Source organism: Leclercia sp. LSNIH1 (assembly GCF_002902985.1).
In the GTDB taxonomy this organism is placed as follows: domain Bacteria; phylum Pseudomonadota; class Gammaproteobacteria; order Enterobacterales; family Enterobacteriaceae; genus Enterobacter.
Genome location: NZ_CP026167.1, coordinates 1,876,832 through 1,895,729, shown reverse-complemented (window position 1 = coordinate 1,895,729; position 18,898 = coordinate 1,876,832). Strand labels below are relative to the sequence as shown.

18 protein-coding genes are annotated in these 18,898 nt (G+C 55.4%); 5 read left to right on the top strand and 13 right to left on the bottom strand.

Annotated elements, in window-relative coordinates; translation table 11 throughout:
- Window positions 1–232 precede the first annotated feature (232 nt).
- Window positions 233–1,285, top strand: a complete 1,053-nt coding sequence (gene phoE, locus C2U54_RS09430) for a phosphoporin PhoE (RefSeq protein WP_103178388.1) — start codon at window positions 233–235, stop codon at window positions 1,283–1,285.
- A gap of 62 nt (window positions 1,286–1,347) precedes the next feature.
- Here the strand turns inward: phoE and crl are convergent, their stop codons facing one another.
- From crl to gpt, 3 genes are all read right to left on the bottom strand, one after another.
- The gene (gene crl, locus C2U54_RS09425) at window positions 1,348–1,749 is read right to left on the bottom strand and encodes a sigma factor-binding protein Crl (RefSeq protein WP_103178387.1); all 402 of its coding nucleotides are present in this window, start codon (window positions 1,747–1,749) and stop codon (window positions 1,348–1,350) included.
- A gap of 57 nt (window positions 1,750–1,806) precedes the next feature.
- On the bottom strand, window positions 1,807–3,051 hold the full coding sequence (gene frsA, locus C2U54_RS09420) for an esterase FrsA (RefSeq protein WP_103178386.1): 1,245 nt from the start codon (window positions 3,049–3,051) through the stop codon (window positions 1,807–1,809).
- A 98-nt stretch (window positions 3,052–3,149) separates the two neighbouring features.
- Window positions 3,150–3,608 (bottom strand): xanthine phosphoribosyltransferase, encoded by a 459-nt coding sequence (gene gpt / locus C2U54_RS09415; RefSeq protein ID WP_032616685.1) that lies wholly within the window; start codon window positions 3,606–3,608, stop codon window positions 3,150–3,152.
- 260 nt (window positions 3,609–3,868) lie between these two features.
- On the opposite strand from gpt, the gene pepD reads away from it, so the two are divergent.
- Window positions 3,869–5,326: a cytosol nonspecific dipeptidase gene (pepD, locus tag C2U54_RS09410; RefSeq protein ID WP_103178385.1), complete on the top strand. Its 1,458-nt coding sequence runs from the start codon at window positions 3,869–3,871 to the stop codon at window positions 5,324–5,326.
- Window positions 5,327–5,465: 139 nt separating this feature from the next.
- Here pepD and dinB read toward each other — a convergent pair whose 3' ends face one another.
- Window positions 5,466–6,524, bottom strand: a complete 1,059-nt coding sequence (gene dinB / locus C2U54_RS09405) for a DNA polymerase IV (protein WP_103178384.1) — start codon at window positions 6,522–6,524, stop codon at window positions 5,466–5,468.
- A 159-nt stretch (window positions 6,525–6,683) separates the two neighbouring features.
- Here dinB and C2U54_RS09400 point away from each other — a divergent pair, with 159 nt between their 5' ends.
- Window positions 6,684–7,529, top strand: coding sequence for a glycerophosphodiester phosphodiesterase family protein (locus C2U54_RS09400; RefSeq protein WP_103178383.1), 846 nt, complete (start codon window positions 6,684–6,686; stop codon window positions 7,527–7,529).
- A gap of 32 nt (window positions 7,530–7,561) precedes the next feature.
- On the opposite strand, the gene nqrM is transcribed toward C2U54_RS09400, so the two are convergent.
- From nqrM to C2U54_RS09365, 7 genes are read right to left on the bottom strand one after another with little or no spacing between them, the layout of a single operon-like run.
- Window positions 7,562–7,777 carry a (Na+)-NQR maturation NqrM gene (nqrM, locus tag C2U54_RS09395; protein WP_168192001.1) on the bottom strand — a complete coding sequence of 72 codons (216 nt, stop codon included), beginning with the start codon at window positions 7,775–7,777 and terminating at the stop codon, window positions 7,562–7,564.
- The gene (gene nqrF / locus C2U54_RS09390) at window positions 7,777–9,000 is read right to left on the bottom strand and encodes an NADH:ubiquinone reductase (Na(+)-transporting) subunit F (protein ID WP_103178381.1); all 1,224 of its coding nucleotides are present in this window, start codon (window positions 8,998–9,000) and stop codon (window positions 7,777–7,779) included. The genes nqrM and nqrF overlap by 1 nt, the downstream gene beginning before the upstream one ends.
- 11 nt (window positions 9,001–9,011) lie before the next feature.
- Window positions 9,012–9,608 carry an NADH:ubiquinone reductase (Na(+)-transporting) subunit E gene (nqrE, locus tag C2U54_RS09385; RefSeq protein ID WP_103178380.1) on the bottom strand — a complete coding sequence of 199 codons (597 nt, stop codon included), beginning with the start codon at window positions 9,606–9,608 and terminating at the stop codon, window positions 9,012–9,014.
- A gap of 6 nt (window positions 9,609–9,614) precedes the next feature.
- Window positions 9,615–10,253 (bottom strand): NADH:ubiquinone reductase (Na(+)-transporting) subunit D, encoded by a 639-nt coding sequence (locus C2U54_RS09380; RefSeq protein ID WP_103178379.1) that lies wholly within the window; start codon window positions 10,251–10,253, stop codon window positions 9,615–9,617.
- Window positions 10,246–11,040, bottom strand: coding sequence for a Na(+)-translocating NADH-quinone reductase subunit C (locus tag C2U54_RS09375; RefSeq protein ID WP_103178378.1), 795 nt, complete (start codon window positions 11,038–11,040; stop codon window positions 10,246–10,248). Before C2U54_RS09375 ends, C2U54_RS09380 begins: the two co-directional genes overlap by 8 nt.
- Complete coding sequence (locus C2U54_RS09370) at window positions 11,033–12,271, bottom strand: NADH:ubiquinone reductase (Na(+)-transporting) subunit B (RefSeq protein WP_103178377.1); 1,239 nt, start codon at window positions 12,269–12,271, stop codon at window positions 11,033–11,035. The genes C2U54_RS09375 and C2U54_RS09370 overlap by 8 nt, the downstream gene beginning before the upstream one ends.
- 3 nt (window positions 12,272–12,274) lie before the next feature.
- Window positions 12,275–13,618, bottom strand: a complete 1,344-nt coding sequence (locus C2U54_RS09365) for a Na(+)-translocating NADH-quinone reductase subunit A (protein ID WP_103178376.1) — start codon at window positions 13,616–13,618, stop codon at window positions 12,275–12,277.
- 424 nt (window positions 13,619–14,042) lie between these two features.
- On the opposite strand from C2U54_RS09365, the gene dpaA reads away from it, so the two are divergent.
- Entirely contained in the window at window positions 14,043–14,783 is a 741-nt protein-coding gene (dpaA, locus tag C2U54_RS09360; RefSeq protein WP_103178375.1) for a peptidoglycan meso-diaminopimelic acid protein amidase, read from the top strand.
- Here dpaA and C2U54_RS09355 read toward each other — a convergent pair.
- Together C2U54_RS09355 and lpcA are read right to left on the bottom strand one after the other, a co-directional pair.
- Window positions 14,754–15,521, bottom strand: coding sequence for a class II glutamine amidotransferase (locus C2U54_RS09355; RefSeq protein WP_103178374.1), 768 nt, complete (start codon window positions 15,519–15,521; stop codon window positions 14,754–14,756). The two genes, dpaA and C2U54_RS09355, sit on opposite strands and share 30 nt — an antisense overlap.
- Window positions 15,522–15,567: 46 nt before the next feature.
- Window positions 15,568–16,146, bottom strand: a complete 579-nt coding sequence (lpcA, locus tag C2U54_RS09350; RefSeq protein WP_103178373.1) for a D-sedoheptulose 7-phosphate isomerase — start codon at window positions 16,144–16,146, stop codon at window positions 15,568–15,570.
- A 238-nt stretch (window positions 16,147–16,384) separates the two neighbouring features.
- On the opposite strand from lpcA, the gene fadE reads away from it, so the two are divergent.
- Entirely contained in the window at window positions 16,385–18,829 is a 2,445-nt protein-coding gene (gene fadE / locus C2U54_RS09345; protein ID WP_103178372.1) for an acyl-CoA dehydrogenase FadE, read from the top strand.
- Window positions 18,830–18,898 lie beyond the last annotated feature (69 nt).

Below are 18,898 nucleotides of genomic sequence, written 5' to 3'. Positions count from 1 at the left end.
CAACCGCCATAACGCAGAGGCAACCACTTTGTTGCGCGGGATCAGGAAGCGTAGCGGCAGAATTTGACGGTTTTATTACTGAAACAGAAAAATACAATTATTTAAAATTATTCTGAGATTGTCATAAAACGTTCATTACAGAACGTTAAAACCCTTCCTGTTTTTTCACGGAACAAAAGCATGAGCTTACTGTTCAGCGAATATTAGCGCGTATATAAAACCAGGATTGAAAATGAAAAAGAGTACTCTGGCATTAGTGGTAATGGGCGTTGTTGCTTCCGCATCTGTACAGGCAGCCGAAGTGTTTAATAAAAACGGCAATAAACTGGACGTTTACGGAAAAGTGAAAGCGATGCGTTATATCAGCGATGATGATGCCAAAGATGGTGACCAGACTTATGTGCGTTTCGGCTTTAAGGGCGAAACCCAGATTAACGATCAGCTCACCGGTTATGGCCGCTGGGAAGCTGAGTTCTCCGGCAATAAAGCTGAAAGCGACTCTTCACAGAAAACCCGTCTGGCCTTTGCCGGTATTAAGCTGAAGGATTTCGGCTCATTCGATTACGGTCGTAACCTCGGTGCGCTGTATGACGTTGAAGCCTGGACCGATATGTTCCCGGAATTCGGCGGTGACTCTTCTGCGCAGACCGACAACTTCATGACCAAGCGCTCCAGCGGCCTGGCAACTTACCGTAATAGTGACTTCTTCGGCGCCATCGATGGCCTGGATCTGACGCTGCAATATCAGGGTAAAAACGAAGGCCGCGAAGCTAAAAAACAGAACGGCGACGGCTTTGGTACCGCTCTGACCTATGATTTCGGCGGCAGCGACTTCGCCATCAGCGGCGCCTACACCAACTCTGACCGAACCAATGCCCAGAACCTGCTGGCGCGCGGCGAAGGTAAAAAAGCCGAAGCCTGGGGTATCGGTCTGAAATATGACGCCAACAACATTTATCTGGCAACCATGTACACCGAAACGCGTAATATGACGCCAATCTCCGGTGGCTTTGCCAATAAAGCGCAAAACTTCGAAGCCGTTGCGCAATATCAGTTTGACTTTGGTCTGCGTCCATCCCTGGGTTATGTCCAGTCAAAAGGCAAGGATATTGAAGGCATCGGTGATGAAGATATCGTGAAATATATCGACGTCGGCGCGACCTACTATTTCAACAAAAATATGTCCGCGTTTGTTGATTATAAAATCAACCAGATTGATGACAACAATAAACTGGGTGTGAGCAGCGATGACATCGTTGCGCTGGGTATGACCTACCAGTTCTGATTTATGACGATCAAAAACCCGGCTAAGCGCCGGGTTTTTTTATTGTCTTTTTGATGCCGGGCTTATGCTGTCAGCTTCACCGGCTCATTGGTGAAATCATCAGCAGGCTCGAGTTTCAGATCGAACGTTGCCAGCAGCGTACGGGCTTTTTCGTGGAATTCACGCAAGGTATGCTCAAGGCGCTGGATCACTTCTGGATCCTTAATGGCCATCTCCTGCCAGTGACCCTCTTTATTGAACAGGCCAAACTGATAGTTGTAGGTGAAGCGTGACGCTTCTGCTTCCATTTCCATCCACCATCCCCAGAATTCGCGCTTCTCCGGCGCTGGCTTTACGTTAACGCAAACTGCCAGGCAATCGAAAAAGAAGCGATTCTCTTCGCACTGCTCTTCGCGGATGTAGGGGCCAAGAGCCATAAACTTCTTGATCATCCTACTTTTCGGATGTCCACTCGGTAACGTCATTGCGATCTCCTTTTGTGAAGCCACTGTTTTACCAAACCCAAAAAAATTAGCAATCTCTTAACTCAATCTCTGATGGATCCAGCGCGTGATCTGCTGCAGTGCTTTGTCAAAATTCTCATACACCGGGCTGAACGGCACCTCCAGCAGCTTGCCATCCACAGATGACGAGGTGATTAAGCGGGACTCCTCTTCCGGGCTGAAGGGATCGTTTTTCCAGAAACCAGAGAGCATTGGCGTAGGGCAACGACGCCCCAGCAGCCCCTGCATTTTCAAAGAGTAGCGGTTGAGCTCTACGCGCAGCGCCTCGTCCGAGGCATCGTGCATACCCAGCCGGCTGGCCAGCACATCAAGGTACATTTCCGGCACGCTGCTCTGGCGGGCAGGTTCGCTTAACAGGGCGTGAACCACCGGCCCCAGACAGGCCACCGCCTTCAGACGTGAAGATTCGAGATAAGCCAGACGGACAGCGACATTGGCGCCAAAGCGGAAACCAAACGCCGCTACGCGGGTGTGATCCACCCACGGGTTTTGCTCCAGCGCTCTCAGCGCATGCTGGTGGAGCAAGCTGGAATCCTGGGTCAGTTTCCATTTTGACGAAAAGCCAATAGAGGGCATGTCGAGGGTCAGCATCGCCAGCCCTTTCGGCGCCAGGTAGCGCTCATACAGGCTGTAGTAATCGGTCTGCAGGGAGTCGAGGCCGCCGCACATCATCACCGTCGGGAAGGGGCCGTCGCCCGCGGGCATATGGAGGAAGCCGGTGACCGCCGGGCCGCCGGGGATGGTAAAGCTGATTTCCCGCATCCGGCCAGGCAGGTGCTGGGCCGCCTCCTGGTAGGCGCGGTTTGCCAGCGCCTGGGCCTGCTCTGCCAGCTCGTCGCCTTTCAGGTGCGGGTAAGCCGCAATGCTGTAGAGGTTAGAGGCGTGCAGCCAGTGCTGGCCGCTTAACAGAGGATCCTCCTCCTGACTGGCCTTCTGCTGCCAGATCATCGCCTGTTTTGCCCATTCATAGATCCAGTTGCCGCCGCGATAGCCCACCACCGTGTCGTACAGTTCACCGTCGGTGCGCTCGGCCTGGCTCATGACAATACGCGCCTGCACGTCGAGAATTTCGCGGGGATCGACACCACGCCAGATCCACATCAGGCGGTTAACCATGCGATACCAGTGCGGGATATTTTTGCCATCGAGCGCGGACTGCACTGACGGCTGTGTACTGCCGTTAAAACGACGAACCAGCGTCGACGTTTCCGGGTGCTTGAACTTGGGCTTGAAGAGAATTTCGCTGAGATTCGCCTGGGACATTGCGCGCTGCCTCTATAGATACGTCAGAGAGGGTCATTGTAACGCGCCAGTGGCGAAAAAATAACGCCCGGCATCACCGGGCGTTAAAAAAATATGGATTAGCGACCAGAAATAGGTGGAACGAATACAACACCCATATCCCATGGCTGCTCGATCCAGGTATCCTGTGGGATATCAATGACATAATCGTCAACCAGCGGCTTGCCGGCCGGTTTCGCGAAGATAGTGACGAAATGCGCTTTTGGATACATTTCGCGGATAGCCACTGCCGTACCGCCGGTATCAACCAGATCGTCAATCACGATGAAACCTTCACCATCGCCTTCAGCGCGTTTCAGCACTTTCAGCTCACGCTGGTTGTCATGGTCGTAGCTGGAGATGCACACGGTATCGACATGACGAATACCCAGCTCACGTGCCAGCAGTGCCCCTGGTACCAGGCCGCCGCGGCTGACAGCGATGATGCCTTTCCACTGTTCGGATGGCATCAGGCGCGCAGCCAGTTTACGTGCATGAATCTGCAACATGTCCCAGGTGACGATGTATTTTTCGCTCATGTGAATTGTCCCAGCCTGTGTTTATACGGCTTAAAAAGTGTTCGAGGGGGAAAATGGTTGCGCGAGATTATAGAGATCTGAAGCACTAAAAACCAGTGCTAAGCGGTTACAGCGGGAGTTTTTACTTGCTTACCCCTACCAGCCGACAGAGAAAGTGGTATTCTCAAACCCACCTCGCAAGTCTGACTTGTGGTAACTCTAAACCTGCTAACCCCGTGACCTGCAAGATTGTCTGCAGGAGATCGACAAGGAGACTTACTGTGTCTGAACTGTCTCAACTATCGCCACAGCCGCTGTGGGATATTTTTGCCAAAATTTGCTCCATTCCTCACCCGTCCTATCACGAAGAACAGCTTGCCGAACACATCATGGGCTGGGCGAAGGAAAAAGGGCTGCACGCCGAACGCGACCAGGTTGGCAACATTCTGATCCGTAAACCCGCCACCGCAGGCATGGAAAACCGTAAACCGGTTGTGCTGCAGGCGCACCTGGACATGGTGCCACAGAAGAACAACGACACCGTTCACGACTTCACCAAAGATCCGATTCAGCCGTACATCGACGGCGAGTGGGTTAAAGCCCGCGGCACCACCCTGGGTGCGGATAACGGCATCGGTATGGCCTCTGCGCTGGCGGTGCTGGCCGACGATAGCGTTGAGCATGGTCCGCTGGAAGTGCTGCTGACCATGACCGAAGAAGCCGGTATGGATGGCGCGTTTGGTCTGCAACCGAACTGGCTGCAGGCGGATATTCTGATCAATACCGACTCCGAAGAGGAAGGCGAAATCTATATGGGTTGCGCAGGCGGTATCGATTTTATCTCCACGCTGCCACTGACCCGTGAAGCGATCCCGGCAGGGTTCCAGACCTTTAAGCTGACGCTGAAAGGTCTGAAAGGCGGCCACTCCGGCGGTGACATCCACTTAGGGTTAGGCAACGCCAACAAACTGCTGGCCCGTTTCCTGGCCGGTCATGCTGCCGAGCTGGATCTGCGTCTGGTGGATTTCAATGGCGGTACGCTGCGTAACGCTATCCCGCGTGAAGCGTTCGCGACCGTGGCGGTTGCCGCAGACAAAGCCGATGCGCTGAAAAAGCTCTCCGCCGTTTATCTGGATATCCTGAAAAACGAACTGGACGCCAAAGAGAAGAACCTGACCGTGGTTCTGGAAGCGAGCACCAGCGATAAAGCGGCGCTGACTGAACAGTCCCGCGACCGCTTTGTTCAGCTGCTGAACGCCACGCCAAACGGCGTGATCCGCAACTCTGACGTGGCGAAAGGCGTGGTGGAAACCTCTCTGAACGTCGGCGTGGTGACCATGGCTGACGACAGCGCAGAGATCATCTGCCTGATCCGCTCCCTGATCGACAGCGGGAAAGATTACGTGGTGAGCATGCTGGAATCTCTGGGCAAACTCTCTGGCGCGCAGACCGTCGCCAAGGGCAGCTACCCGGGCTGGCAGCCAGATGCGAGCTCGCCGGTGATGGCGCTGGTGCGTGAAACCTATCAGCGTCTGTTCAACAGCACGCCGAACATTCAGGTGATCCACGCTGGTCTGGAGTGCGGTCTGTTCAAAAAACCGTACCCGGATATGGATATGGTGTCTATCGGGCCAACCATTACCGGTCCGCACTCGCCGGATGAGCAGGTTCATATTGAAAGCGTGGGCCATTACTGGACCCTGCTGACGGAACTGCTGAAAGCGATCCCGGCGAAGTAATCAGCCGACTGTTGCCCCGCGGCACTGCGTTTGCCGGGCCTACAAGGTCAACATCGTTTGTCATTTGTAGGCCCGGTAAGCAAAGCGCCACCGGGCAGTAGTTTGTAGGCCCGGTAAGCGTGAGCGCCACCGGGCTTTTTTACAGCCCCAGCACCAGCTGCCGCTCAAGCTGCGGATCCAGCAGCGTGACATGTAATCCCACCAGCCGCACCCCGCGCCCTGCCCGACGCTCTTCCCAGGTTTTCTTCGCGGTGGCGATCAGATCTTCCTTGTTGAGCCGAGGCCAGACGTGCTCCTGCGTAGTTTGCTGAAAGTCGTTGAACTTCAGTTTTACCCCCTGCCGGGCAATCAGCAGATCCGGTTTGACCTTCGCCAGCCGCCGTTCCAGTTCCGGATAAAGCTGTTCGACAATAATGGTTTCACAGGCTGCCCACTCGTGGATATCCTCAGCCAGGGTCCGTTCCACACCGACCGATTTACGCAGCCGCTCGCTGTTAACGTTGCGCTCGTCAATGCCCTGGCTTCGCTCCCAGAGCACCCGGCCAAACTTACCAAAGCGCTTAAGTAACATGCCCAGATCGCTGTTCTGCACATCCTCGCAGGTGCCCAGTCCCATCTTCTCCAGCTTTGCCGCAGAGACTTTACCCACGCCGGGGATCTTGCTGAGCGGCAACGTTTTGATAAATGCCGGGACCTCGTCGGGGGTGATCACATACTGACCGTTGGGCTTATTGAGATCCGAGGCAATTTTGGCGAGAAATTTTACCGGGGCGACGCCCGCCGAGGCGGTGAGCTGCAGCTCATTGAAAATCGTCTGGCGGATCTCCTGCGCCATCAGCGTGGCGGAGCCGTGACAGTGCAGGCTGTCGGTGACATCCAGATAGGCTTCATCCAGCGACAGCGGTTCAATCAGGGAGGTGTAGCGGGAAAAGATGTCGCGGATATGGCTGGAGGCTTCTTTGTAGGCATCGAAACGCCCCGGCAGTAAGGTGAGATGCGGGCAGAGTTTTAACGCCATGGCGGTTGGCATGGCGCTGCGCACCCCGAACTTACGCGCCGGATAGTTAGCGGTACTGATCACGCCACGCCGCTCGCGACTGCCGCCAATGGCAATGGGGATATCCCGCAGCGCCGGGTTATCCCGCATCTCCACCGCAGCAAAAAAACAGTCCATATCGACATGGATGATTTTGCGCATCGTCTTCACCACACCTGTAATTACATCCAGTATAACAAAGTACAAAAAATGCGTCAGCAGTTTTACTGTCTCACTTCTGTCATTAAATCGTGGTACAAGATGGAGCCAATAAACGCTTTAAATTCATCAATTTAATGCATTTAAAATGGAAATTTATTCATGAAAAAGATGATTGTCGCTTCACTGCTGATCGCCTCAAACGCCTGGGCTGACCCGCAAATTATTGCTCACCGGGGCGGAACCGCCGATGCGCCGGAGAATACGCTGCCTGCCATCGCCCTGGCGCTGGAAAATCATGCTCAGGCTATCTGGATAACCGTGCAGCTCAGCCGTGACGGCGTTCCCGTTCTGTATCGTCCCAGCGATTTGAGTGCGTTAACCCCCGCTCAGGGAAAAGTGTCCCAGTACACCCAGGCAGAGCTGGCGACATTTAACGCAGGTGCGAAATGGAAAGAGAGCGTTACCGGCGCCACTATTCCAACGCTGAAAGCCGTGCTTGAACGCTGGCCTGAGACCCGCTTCTATATTGATATTAAATCCCCGGATGCTGATGCGGTCGGGATGGGCAAGCAGCTGCTGACCGTGCTGAAAGAGACCAACAGCCTGAACCGCGTGCGCGTGTACTCTACCGAAGATCGCTATCTGGATGCGCTGCCTGCAGAAATACCGCGTTTTGTCACCCGCAGTGAAACGCGTACCCGGCTGGCAAATATCTCGCTGAACCACGTGTGCCAGGCACCAGCAAAGACAATGGACGCATACTGGTACGGGCTGGAGCTGAACCGCAAGGTCGAGGTGGTGGAGAAATTTACCCTGGGCGAGGGGATCTCTCCGGCAACCCTGACATGGGACAAAGAGGCGATGGACTGTTTCCGCTCGCAGGGTAATGGTCACATTATCCTGCTGGGGGTAAATTCCGCGGAGGATTACCAGAAAGCAAAAGCGCTGGGGGCCGATGGGGTGATGGTCGATTCCCCAGCCCAGGCGCGGGAGTGGCTTAAGTAAAAAAACAGGCCGCTTGATGCGGCCTGTTTATTTCAGAGGATCCGGTTTTGCTGGCGCTGCGCCTCACGCGCCATACGCTTTTTACGCGCATCGCACGGCTCAGGGCAATCGCAAACTTTCTCCATCCCCAGGGAAGAGATGCCACCACAGCTGCCCTGAATGCTTTTGCGCTTAATCAGCCAGCCGAGGGACATGCCGAAGATCACCAGCACAAAAACGGCAAAGGTCAGCACGAAGGTCATCATCATCAGCCTCCAAAATCATCCAGCATGATGTTCTCATCTTCCACGCCCAGATCCTGCAGCATTTTAATGACTGCGGCGTTCATCATCGGCGGACCACACATATAGAACTCACAGTCTTCCGGCGCGGCATGGTGCTTCAGATAGTTTTCATACAGGACGTTATGAATAAAGCCGGTATAGCCGGTCCAGTTGTCTTCCGGCTGCGGATCGGAAAGCGCAATGTGGAAGGTAAAGTTCGGGTTGTCCCGCGCAAGCTGTTCAAACTCATCCTGATAGAACATTTCGCGCAGCGAACGGGCACCATACCAGAAGCTGATTTTACGCTTACTGCCGAGGCGCTTAAGCTGGTCAAAAATGTGCGAGCGCATCGGCGCCATGCCGGCGCCCCCGCCGATAAAGACCATTTCGGCGTCGGTATCTTTAGCAAAGAACTCACCAAATGGACCGGAGATAGTAACTTTATCTCCCGCTTTCAGCGACCAGATATAAGAAGACATGATCCCCGGCGGTGCGTCCGGCACGTTTGGTGGCGGCGTGGCAATACGCACGTTGAGCATGATAATGCCCTTCTCTTCCGGGTAGTTAGCCATTGAATAGGCGCGCAGCGTCGGCTCTTTTACCTCAGAGACAAAACGGAACAGGTTGAATTTATCCCAGTCACCGCGGTACTTCTCAGGCACATCAAAATCTTTATACGCGACAGTATGTTCCGGGCATTCAATCTGAATGTATCCGCCCGCACGGAACGGCACGTCTTCCCCGTCGGGAACCCGCAGCTTCAGCTCTTTAATGAAGGTGGCTTTGTTATCGTTGGAGATAACTTCACACTGCCACTTCTTAATGCCGAAGATCTCCTCCGGCAGTTCGATCTTCATGTTCTGGCGAACCGCCACCTGGCAAGCCAGACGACAGCCCTCTTTCGCCTCGCGCTTGCTGATGTGCGACAGCTCCGTTGGCAGAATATCGCCGCCACCCTCTTTGACGGTCACGCGGCATTGTCCGCACGAGCCACCGCCACCGCAGGCAGAGGAGATAAAAATGCCATTGCCAGAGAGGGTGTTCAGCAGCTTGTCGCCCGCAGGCGTCAGGATCTGCTTATCTGCCTCATCGTTTATCTCAATGATCACATCGCCGGAATTGACCAGCTTTGAGCGCGCCACCAGAATCAGCCCCGAGAGCACCAGCACGATCAGCGTGAACATCACTACGCCAAGAATAATTTCCATAGATTTTGCCCTTACAGCTGCACACCGGAGAAGGACATAAAGCCCAGCGCCATCAGACCAGTGGTGATAAAGGTGATCCCTAAGCCGCGCAGACCGGCCGGCACGTTGGCATACTTCATTTTTTCACGCAGACCCGCCAACGCCACAATAGCCAGCATCCAGCCAATACCAGAGCCGAAACCGTACACTATCGACTCGGTAAAGTTGTAATCACGCTGAACCATAAACGATACGCCACCGAAGATGGCGCAGTTCACCGCAATCAGCGGCAGGAAGATGCCCAGCGCCGTATACAGTGACGGGAAGTATTTATCGAGGATCATCTCGAGGATCTGAACCAGTGCCGCAATCACCCCAATGAAGGTGATAAAGTTGAGGAAGCTCAGGTCAATCCCCTCAACCAGCGCGCTGTCGCGTAGCACCAGGTTAAATACCAGGTTGTTGATCGGGACTGACAGCCCCAGCACCACCGTGACGGCAATGCCCAGCCCGAAGGCGGTCGATACCTTTTTGGAGACCGCGAGGAAAGTACACATCCCGAGGAAAAACGCGAGCGCCATGTTTTCGACAAACACCGCGCGCACAAACAAGCTAATGTAATGAGCCATTGTCGGTTACTCCTTTTCCTGCTGTTCAGGGCGCCAGGTTCTCACCGCCCAGATCAACAAACCGATAATGAAGAACGCGCTGGGCGCCAGCAGGAACAAGCCGTTTGGCAGATACCAGCCACCGTTTTGTACGGTTTCAAGGACAGGAATACCAAACAGTTTGCCGCTGCCAAGAAGCTCGCGCAGGAAACCGACCGTCAGTAGGATCACGCCATAGCCAAGACCGTTGCCGATACCGTCCATAAAGCTGGCCAGCGGCGGCATTTTCATCGCATAGGCTTCTGCACGTCCCATCACGATGCAGTTGGTGATGATCAGGCCAACAAAGACCGACAGCTGTTTTGAGATTTCGTAGGCAAATGCCCGCAGCAGCTGATCCACCACAATGACCAGCGAGGCGATGATCGCCATCTGCACGATAATGCGCACGCTGTTCGGGATGTGGTGGCGGATCATTGAGATAAACAAGCTGGAAAACGCCGTCACCAGCGTTACCGCCAGGGTCATCACCACGGCGGTCTCCAGTTTTGTGGTGACCGCCAGCGCCGAACAGACGCCCAGTACCTGCAGGGTAATCGGGTTGTTGGCGATGAGCGGCCCAATAAGCACCCGTTTAACTTCTTTCAGTTCGCCCACATCAGCCATTGTTCAGCTCTCCTTCACGTACCTTTTTGAGAAAAGGACCAAAACCCATCTCGCCCATCCAGAAATCAAAGCTATGCTGCACACCGTTTGAGGTCAGCGTGGCGCCCGACAGGCCATCGACGGCGTACTCATCACCCGGACGCGCCCCGCCTTTCACCACTTTAAGCGCCGGCTGGCCGTTATCATCCAGCACTTTTTTGCCGACAAACTGCGCCCGCCAGGCTGGGTTTTCGACTTCGCCGCCCAGCCCCGGGGTTTCGCCCTGATCGTAGTAAGTGATGCCCTTGACGGTGCGTCCATCGGTGTTGAGCGCCACGAAGGCATACATCATCGACCACAGACCATTGCCATAGACCGGCAGAACCAGCTCCTGGACACGGTTTTGTTCATCGCGTACCAGATAAATCTCCGCCGTATTGCTGCGGCGTTTGATGCCTGCCGGATCCTGACTGGCCTCCAGTACCGTGCTGCGCTGCGGATCTTTCAGCGCCTGGGCCTGATTGTAAGTGGATGGATCGGTCTCCAGCAGCTCGCCAGTATTGAGATCCACCAGACGTGGCGTGATGCGTGAAGCAAAGGTCTGCGCCACATCCTCAGCCCTCATTTCGCCGTTCATCAGCCCGGCGACGGCCAGGATGTTACGTTGTTTATCCAGGGCGCGTTGCTCCTGCTGACGGGATTTAAGACCCACCGCAGATCCTGCTACCACAATGGAGCAGACCAGGCAAAGCACCACCACCACCATCAGCGTCTTGCCGATAGTGTCATTATTTCTAATCTCAGCCACGCGCCTTCCTCCGTTTGATGTTGGCACGCACCACCAGGTAATCGAACAGCGGCGCAAACAGGTTGGCGAACAGGATCGCCAGCATCATCCCTTCCGGATAGGCCGGGTTCACCACGCGGATAAGGACGCACATCGCACCAATAAGCGCCCCGTAATACCATTTTCCTTTATTGGTAAAGGATGCTGAAACCGGATCTGTCGCCATAAACATCATGCCGAAGGCGAACCCGCCCAGCACCAGATGCCAGTACCACGGCATGGCGAACATCGGATTCGTCGCCGAACCGATCAGGTTAAACAGCGTCGCGGTGAGGATCATGCCAAGCATGACGCCTGCCACAATGCGCCAGGAGGCGACACGGCCAAAGAGAATGATGGCTCCGCCAATCAGGATCATCAGCGTGGAAACTTCGCCGACTGACCCAGGAATGGTACCGATAAAGGCATCGAACCAGCTAACCGGCTGTCCGGTGGCGTTGTTGACCAGCGCCTCACCGCCGCGAGCGGCCCACTGGGAGAGTGGCGTTGCGCCGGAAAACCCGTCGGCGGCGGTCCAGACCAGATCGCCGGAGATTTGCGCCGGATAAGCAAAGAACAGGAACGCGCGCCCGGCGAGGGCCGGGTTAAGGAAGTTACGTCCGGTACCGCCGAAGATCTCCTTCGCCATCACCACACCAAAGGTGATCCCCAGCGCCGCCTGCCACAGTGGCAACGTCGGTGGCACAATCAGGGCAAACAGAATGGAGGTGACAAAGAAGCCTTCGTTGATTTCATGCTTACGCACGATGGCAAACAGCACTTCCCAGAAGCCGCCGACCAGAAAGACCGTCATGTAAATGGGCAGGAAGTAGACCGCCCCCAGCGTCATCATGCTGATCCAGCCGGCATCAGGCGCAAAGCTCACGCCCAGCGTCTGCGCCAGCCGGTAGTGCCAGTCGCCAGCGATAACCTGCTGAAGTTGCTGCGCATCGTACAGATGGTTAAGCGCGGGGATGGTTTGCAGACCGACGTTGTACATGCCCCAGAACATCGCCGGGAACACAGCGAACCAGACGAGGATCATCATACGTTTGAGATCGATGGCGTCGCGCACGTGCGCGGCCCCTTTCGTCACCTGCCCTTGCGTATACAGGAGCGTCGCGGTCGCTTCAAAAAGCGGGTAGTACTTTTCCAGCTTGCCGCCTTGAGTAAAATGCGGCTCCAGTTTTTCAATGAGATGTTTCAGGCCCATCAGTTATCCTTCCTGCTCAATGCGGGTTAACACCTCGCGCAACACCGGTCCGTATTCATATTTGCCGGGGCAAACGTAGGTGCAGAGCGCCAGATCTTCTTCATCCAGCTCCAGACAGCCCAGCGCCTGAGCACCGTCAGTATCACCCGCCAGCAGATCGCGCAGCAGCACGGTCGGCAGGATGTCGAGCGGCATCACCCGTTCGTAGTTGCCGATAGGCACCATCGCCCGCTCGCCGCCGTTGGTATCGGTGGAGAAGTTGAACAGCTTGTTGCGCAGGAAATGGCCCAGCGTCGTACGGGTGACAGAGAACTTCTCTTTGCCCGGCATCACCCAGCCAAAGAGCTCTTTCTCACGCCCTTCCTTCACCACGCTGACCTGCAAATGGAAGCGCCCGAGGTACGCCTGCACCCCGACGGCATGTCTGCCGCTCAGTACAGAACCCGAAATATGACGGTTTTCACCTTCCAGGGTTTCGTCCACCAGCAGCTCGTTGATGTCTGCGCCAAGGCAGGTGCGTACCAGGCGCGGATGGCGCATCTGCGGGCCGCCCAGGGCGATAACCCGCTCGGTGCAAAGCTGGCCGGTAGTGAACAGCTTGCCGATAGCGATAACGTCCTGATAGTTCAGATGCCAGACCTGTTTGGTCAGGCTCACCGCCTCCAGGAAATGGATGTGCGTACCCACAAGCCCTGCCGGATGCGGCCCGGCGAAGGTATTAAAGGTGACTTGCCCCTGCGGGTGTCCGCCCAGTTTGCCGCCGCTTGCCTGGCAGACATGCACTTTGCCCTCCGTCAGACGCGTGAGCAGGGTTAGCCCGGCATCAAATGCCTGACGCTGCGCCAGAATGAGCGGCTGCGGGTCGGCGCAGAGCGGGTTGGTGTCCATGGCGGTGACAAAAATGGCTGCCGGGACGGTGCCGGGCACCGGGGTTTTGCTGAAGGGGCGGGTACGAAATGCCGTCCACAGTCCCGACTCCAGCAGTTGGGATTGCACAGCCTCACGGGTAAGGGTGGCGAGCGCCGTCGCATCGTGACGGGTAAACTCGCGCTCACCCTCACCTTCGATGCGGATCACCACCGACTGTAGTACCCGGCGTTCGCCACGATTGATGGCGACTACCGTCCCGCTGGCGGGTGCGGTAAAGAAGACCCCAGGATTTTTTTTATCCTCGAATAGCGGCTGCCCCTTGATGACGCTGTCGCCTTCCTGTACCAGCATCGTGGGGCGCATGCCCACGTAATCGTCCCCCAGAAGCGCAACATGGCGAGGCATCGGACAGGGCGAAATCTGCTGATCGGGAATGCCAGAAATCGGCAAATCAAGTCCTTTTCTGATTCTAATCATAGTGTTAGTTGTTATCCATGAAAAATCGTTCCGGCCAGATAGCCGGACGAGTCAGAAGTCGTTTCACAGGAGAAGAAAGGCGGTGAACGCTCACTCATGTTACATGCAGGATCGTGGCTGACCCTGAGAAAAGCATCCTTTCTTCACCTTCGGTCGTAAGACGCGGGGAGTGTACCATTTCTGCCAATCAGGCGGCAGCGATAACGCAGCGGCGGGTGCTAAAATGCGACCGATTACGCAAAGTTCTCAATGCCAGCACGGCCAATCCAGGTTATAAGGAGAACTATTTTGTAAACCGACGCGCTGACGCTTGCGAAAAAATGCAGTGGTGCTAATGTGAGCGCTCCTAATGCAGATTAATCTGATTTCGGGTCTCTTTTGCCGTCCTGGCAAGTTGGTTAGGTTTTATCAAGGAACATGTAGTATGCGTAAAATCGCATTGTTCATTGCGATGCTTCTTATTCCGTGCGTTTCGTTTGCCGGGCTGCTCAGCAGCAACAGCTCAACAACGCCGATTAGCAAAGAATACAAACAGCAGTTGATGGGCTCTCCGGTCTATATCCAGATCTATAAGGAAGAGCGCACGTTAGACCTGTTCGTGAAGATGGGTGAGACGTATCAGCTGCTCGACAGCTATAAAATCTGCAACTACTCCGGTGGCCTTGGCCCGAAACAGCGTCAGGGCGATTTCAAAAGCCCGGAGGGGTTCTACAGCGTTCAGCGTAACCAGCTAAAACCTGACAGTCGCTTCTATAAAGCGATCAACATTGGTTTCCCCAATGCCTTTGACCGTGCGCACGGCTATGACGGTAAATATCTGATGATTCATGGTGCCTGTGTGTCAGTGGGTTGCTACGCCATGACCGACAGCGGTATTGATGAGATCTTCCAGTTTGTAACTGGCGCGTTGGTCTTTGGCCAGTCTGCGGTGCAGGTCAGCATCTATCCGTTCCGCATGACCGATGCCAATATGCAGCGTCACAAGAGCTCATACTACGCCGATTTCTGGAAACAGCTGAAGCCGGGTTATGACTACTTCCAGCAGACGCACAAGCCGCCGACCGTTTCGGTGGTGGATGGACGTTATGTGGTCAGCAAGCCGCTGAGCCACGAAGTCGTCCAGCCACAGCTGGCGTCAAACTACGCGCTCCCCCAGACAAAATAAGATCCACTCGCCTGGCATGATTCTTTGCCAGGCTTCATTGCCCGTCAGCGGCTGAGTGGCGATGACCGTGACCACATCGTTGGGTGTGGTTTCGGTCTGAAAATCGATTTCCACATCCTGATCCAGCAGTTTTGCCACGCCGAACGGCGCCCGCCGGGTGATCCAGAACAGGTTCGTCGAGCAGAACGCCATCACATACCGCCCGTCCGACAGCAGCATATTAAAGACCCCTTTCTCCCGCAGCTCCGTCGCCAGCGAGGCCACGTATTTAAAGACCGCGGTCATGTTGCCCGGCGTGCGCGGATAGCGCTCGGTCAGCTTATGCAGCAGCCAGCAAAAAGCCTTTTCGCTGTCGGTTTCACCAACCGGGCGAAAATTACCGGTCTCCAGCGACTTATAGCCCGTAAGTTGCCCGTTATGCGCGTAGGTCCAGTTACGGCCCCACAGCTCACGGGTAAACGGATGGGTATTTTCCAGCGCCACTTCACCGCGGTTGGCCTGGCGAATATGCGCCACCACCGAGCAGGATTTAATCGGATAGTCCTGCACCAGTTTGGCAATGGGGGAGTTGAAGCTGGGTTGTGGGTCCTTGAACGTGCGACAGCCTTTTCCTTCGTAGAAGGTGATACCCCAGCCGTCTTTATGCGGCCCGGTTCCTCCACCGCGCTGCACCAGTCCGGTGAAACTAAAGCAGATATCGGTTGGCACATTGGCGCTCATCCCGAGCAGTTCGCACATATCTCACCTCCACAACAGCGGGGGGCGCTCACCCCCCAGCGAAGTCTTACTTAACCATCTCTTTTTCAATCAGCTGGATCAGGATGTGGATCACTTTGATATGAATTTCCTGAATACGGTCAGCGTAACCGAAGTGAGGCACACGAATTTCGATATCTGCGGTGCCTGCCATTTTGCCGCCATCTTTGCCGGTGAGGGTGATAACTTTCATCCCCTTCTCACGAGCCGCTTCAATGGCTTTGATGACGTTGCCGGAGTTGCCGGAGGTGGAGATCCCCAGCAGGACATCCCCTTCACGCCCTACCGCTTCAACATAGCGGGAGAAGACATAATCGTAACCAAAGTCGTTGCTCACGCAGGAGATGTGGCTGACGTCAGAGATCGCGATCGCCGGGTAGCCCGGACGGTTTTCACGATAACGCCCCGTCAGCTCTTCGGCAAAGTGCATGGCATCACAATGTGAACCACCATTGCCGCAGGAGAGCACTTTACCGCCCGCTTTAAAGCTGTCGGCCAGCAGGACCGCCGCGCGCTGAATAGCGTGGATATTGGCTTCATCTTTCAGAAAGTTGGCCAGCGTTTCCGCCGCTTCGTTCAGTTCGTTACGAATAAGATCCTGGTACATGAGGATAATCCTTCAGTATTGATGAAATAACAGAGCAAGTTTACCGGATAGCGGTAAAAGCGAGAAGCTAAAGCCATGGGAATCGTCGGGCGTTTTGCGTTTTTGTGCCGGGTAAAACCTGAACAATGTGAACCAGGTTGTAATTATTTTGTGAATGCATTGCTAAAAGAAATAACATCCACTACAACCATATCATCACAAGTGGTCAGACCTCCTACAAGACAGGGAGCAATTCTTTATGATGATTTTAAGTATTCTGTTAACCGTTGTTCTGCTCGGGGTGTTGTTCTATCACCGGGTCAGCTTAATGCTGAGCAGTCTTATCTTACTGGCCTGGACCGCTGCCCTTGGCGTGACCGGCATCTGGAACATCTGGGTGCTGGTTCCGCTGGCAATTATCCTGGTGCCGTTCAACGTGCGCTCGATGCGTAAATCCCTGATTTCTGCCCCGGTCTTCCGTGGTTTCCGTAAGGTGATGCCGCCGATGTCGCGTACCGAAAAAGAGGCGATCGACGCGGGCACCACCTGGTGGGAAGGCGAGCTGTTCCAGGGCAACCCTGACTGGAAAAAGCTGCATAACTATCCGCAGCCGCGCCTGACTGCTGAAGAGCAGGCGTTTATTGACGGTCCGGTTGAAGAAGCCTGCCGGATGGCGAACGACTTCCAGATCACCCATGAGATGGCCGATCTGCCGCCGGAGCTGTGGGCATTTTTAAAAGAGCATCGCTTCTTCGCGATGATCATCAAGAAAGAGTACGGCGGGCTGGAGTTCTCTGCGTATGCCCAGGCTCGGGTGCTGCAAAAACTGTCCGGCGTCTCCGGGATCCTGGCGATCACCGTCGGTGTACCTAACTCATTAGGCCCAGGCGAACTGCTGCAACATTACGGTACTGAAGAGCAAAAAAATCACTACCTGCCGCGCCTGGCCCGTGGTCTGGAAATCCCTTGCTTCGCACTCACCAGCCCGGAAGCGGGTTCCGATGCGGGCGCTATCCCCGATACGGGTGTGGTCTGCATGGGCGATTGGCAGGGTGAGCAAGTTCTGGGTATGCGTCTGACCTGGAACAAACGCTACATTACGCTGGCACCTATCGCCACCGTGCTCGGTCTGGCCTTTAAACTCTCCGACCCGGACAAGCTGTTAGGCGGCGAAGAGGATCTGGGTATCACCTGCGCGCTGATCCCGACCACCACACCTGGCGTGGAGATTGGTCGTCGCCACTTCCCGCTGAACGTACCGTTCCAGAACGGTCCGACCCGCGGTCAGGATATCTTTGTGCCGATCGATTACATCATCGGCGGCCCGAAAATGGCCGGTCAGGGCTGGCGTATGCTGGTTGAGTGTCTGTCTGTTGGCCGTGGTATTACCCTGCCGTCGAACTCAACCGGCGGTCTGAAATCGGTGGCAATGGGGATTGGCGCTTACGCCCACATCCGCCGTCAGTTCAAAATCTCTATCGGTAAGATGGAAGGGATTGAGGAGCCGCTGGCCCGTATCGCAGGTAACGCCTATGTGATGGATGCCGCCGCTTCCTTAATTACCTATGGCATCATGCTGGGTGAAAAACCGGCCGTGCTGTCCGCCATCGTGAAGTACCACTGTACCCACCGTGCCCAGCAGTCGATCATTGATGCGATGGATATTGCCGGCGGTAAAGGCATTATGCTGGGTGAAGGTAACTTCCTGGCACGTGGCTATCAGGGCGCACCGATTGCCATCACCGTTGAAGGGGCGAATATTCTGACCCGCAGCATGATGATCTTCGGTCAGGGGGCAATCCGCTGCCATCCATACGTGCTGGAAGAGATGGCCGCCGCGCAGAACAACGACGTGGATGCCTTCGATAAACTGCTGTTTAAACACATCGGCCATGTCGGTAGCAATAAAATGCGCAGCCTGTGGCTGGGCCTGACCCGCGGCCTGACCAGCGCCACGCCAACCGGCGACGCGACCCGTCGTTACTACCAGCACCTGAACCGTCTGAGTGCCAACCTTGCGCTGCTCTCTGACGTGTCAATGGCGGTGCTGGGCGGTAGCCTGAAACGCCGGGAACGCATCTCCGCCCGACTGGGTGATGTGCTGAGCCAGATCTTCCTCGCCTCGGCGGTACTGAAACGCTATGACGATGAAGGCCGTCATGAAGCGGACCTGCCGCTGGTCCACTGGGGCGTGCAGGATACGCTGTATCAGGCGGAACAAGCCATCGACGATCTGCTGGCCAACTTCCCGAACCGCTTTGTGGCAGGCGCCCTGCGCGTGGTGATCTTCCCGACCGGTCGTCACTATCTGGCCCCGTCCGATAAGCTGGATCATAAAGTGGCGAAGATCCTGCAGGTACCGAGCGCAACCCGCTCCCGTATTGGCCGCGGTCAGTATCTGACCCCAAGCGAGCATAACCCGGTCGGTCTGCTGGAAGAGGCGCTGCTGGATGTGATGGCGGCCGACCCGATTCACCAGAAGATCTGCAAGCAACTGGGTAAAAACCTGCCCTTCACCCGCCTGAACGAGCTGGCTAAAGAGGCGCTGGCGGGCGGCATCATCACCAAAGATGAAGCGGACCTGCTGATTAAAGCCGAAGAGAGCCGTCTGCGCAGTATTAACGTTGATGATTTTGACGCTGAAGAGCTGGCGACACAGCCGGTAAAGCTGAAAGAGATCGTGCGTAAACCTGAAGCTGCGTAAGCCATTTCAGCCCGCCAAAACCCCGCCTCGTGCGGGGTTTTTTATTGCCACCCGTTTCTCTGTTTGTCG

Coding starts and splice junctions, on each gene's coding strand:
- crl (WP_103178387.1), bottom strand. CDS start 1,749: ATGACGTTACCGAGTGGACATCCGAAAAGTAGGATGATCAAGAAGTTT.
- nqrF (WP_103178381.1), bottom strand. CDS start 9,000: ATGGAAATTATTCTTGGCGTAGTGATGTTCACGCTGATCGTGCTGGTG.
- C2U54_RS09380 (WP_103178379.1), bottom strand. CDS start 10,253: ATGGCTGATGTGGGCGAACTGAAAGAAGTTAAACGGGTGCTTATTGGG.
- phoE (WP_103178388.1), top strand. CDS start 233: ATGAAAAAGAGTACTCTGGCATTAGTGGTAATGGGCGTTGTTGCTTCC.
- nqrE (WP_103178380.1), bottom strand. CDS start 9,608: ATGGCTCATTACATTAGCTTGTTTGTGCGCGCGGTGTTTGTCGAAAAC.
- lpcA (WP_103178373.1), bottom strand. CDS start 16,146: ATGTACCAGGATCTTATTCGTAACGAACTGAACGAAGCGGCGGAAACG.
- nqrM (WP_168192001.1), bottom strand. CDS start 7,777: ATGATGATGACCTTCGTGCTGACCTTTGCCGTTTTTGTGCTGGTGATC.
- C2U54_RS09370 (WP_103178377.1), bottom strand. CDS start 12,271: ATGGGCCTGAAACATCTCATTGAAAAACTGGAGCCGCATTTTACTCAA.
- fadE (WP_103178372.1), top strand. CDS start 16,385: ATGATGATTTTAAGTATTCTGTTAACCGTTGTTCTGCTCGGGGTGTTG.
- gpt (WP_032616685.1), bottom strand. CDS start 3,608: ATGAGCGAAAAATACATCGTCACCTGGGACATGTTGCAGATTCATGCA.
- dpaA (WP_103178375.1), top strand. CDS start 14,043: ATGCGTAAAATCGCATTGTTCATTGCGATGCTTCTTATTCCGTGCGTT.
- C2U54_RS09355 (WP_103178374.1), bottom strand. CDS start 15,521: ATGTGCGAACTGCTCGGGATGAGCGCCAATGTGCCAACCGATATCTGC.
- C2U54_RS09400 (WP_103178383.1), top strand. CDS start 6,684: ATGAAAAAGATGATTGTCGCTTCACTGCTGATCGCCTCAAACGCCTGG.
- dinB (WP_103178384.1), bottom strand. CDS start 6,524: ATGCGCAAAATCATCCATGTCGATATGGACTGTTTTTTTGCTGCGGTG.
- frsA (WP_103178386.1), bottom strand. CDS start 3,051: ATGTCCCAGGCGAATCTCAGCGAAATTCTCTTCAAGCCCAAGTTCAAG.
- C2U54_RS09365 (WP_103178376.1), bottom strand. CDS start 13,618: ATGATTAGAATCAGAAAAGGACTTGATTTGCCGATTTCTGGCATTCCC.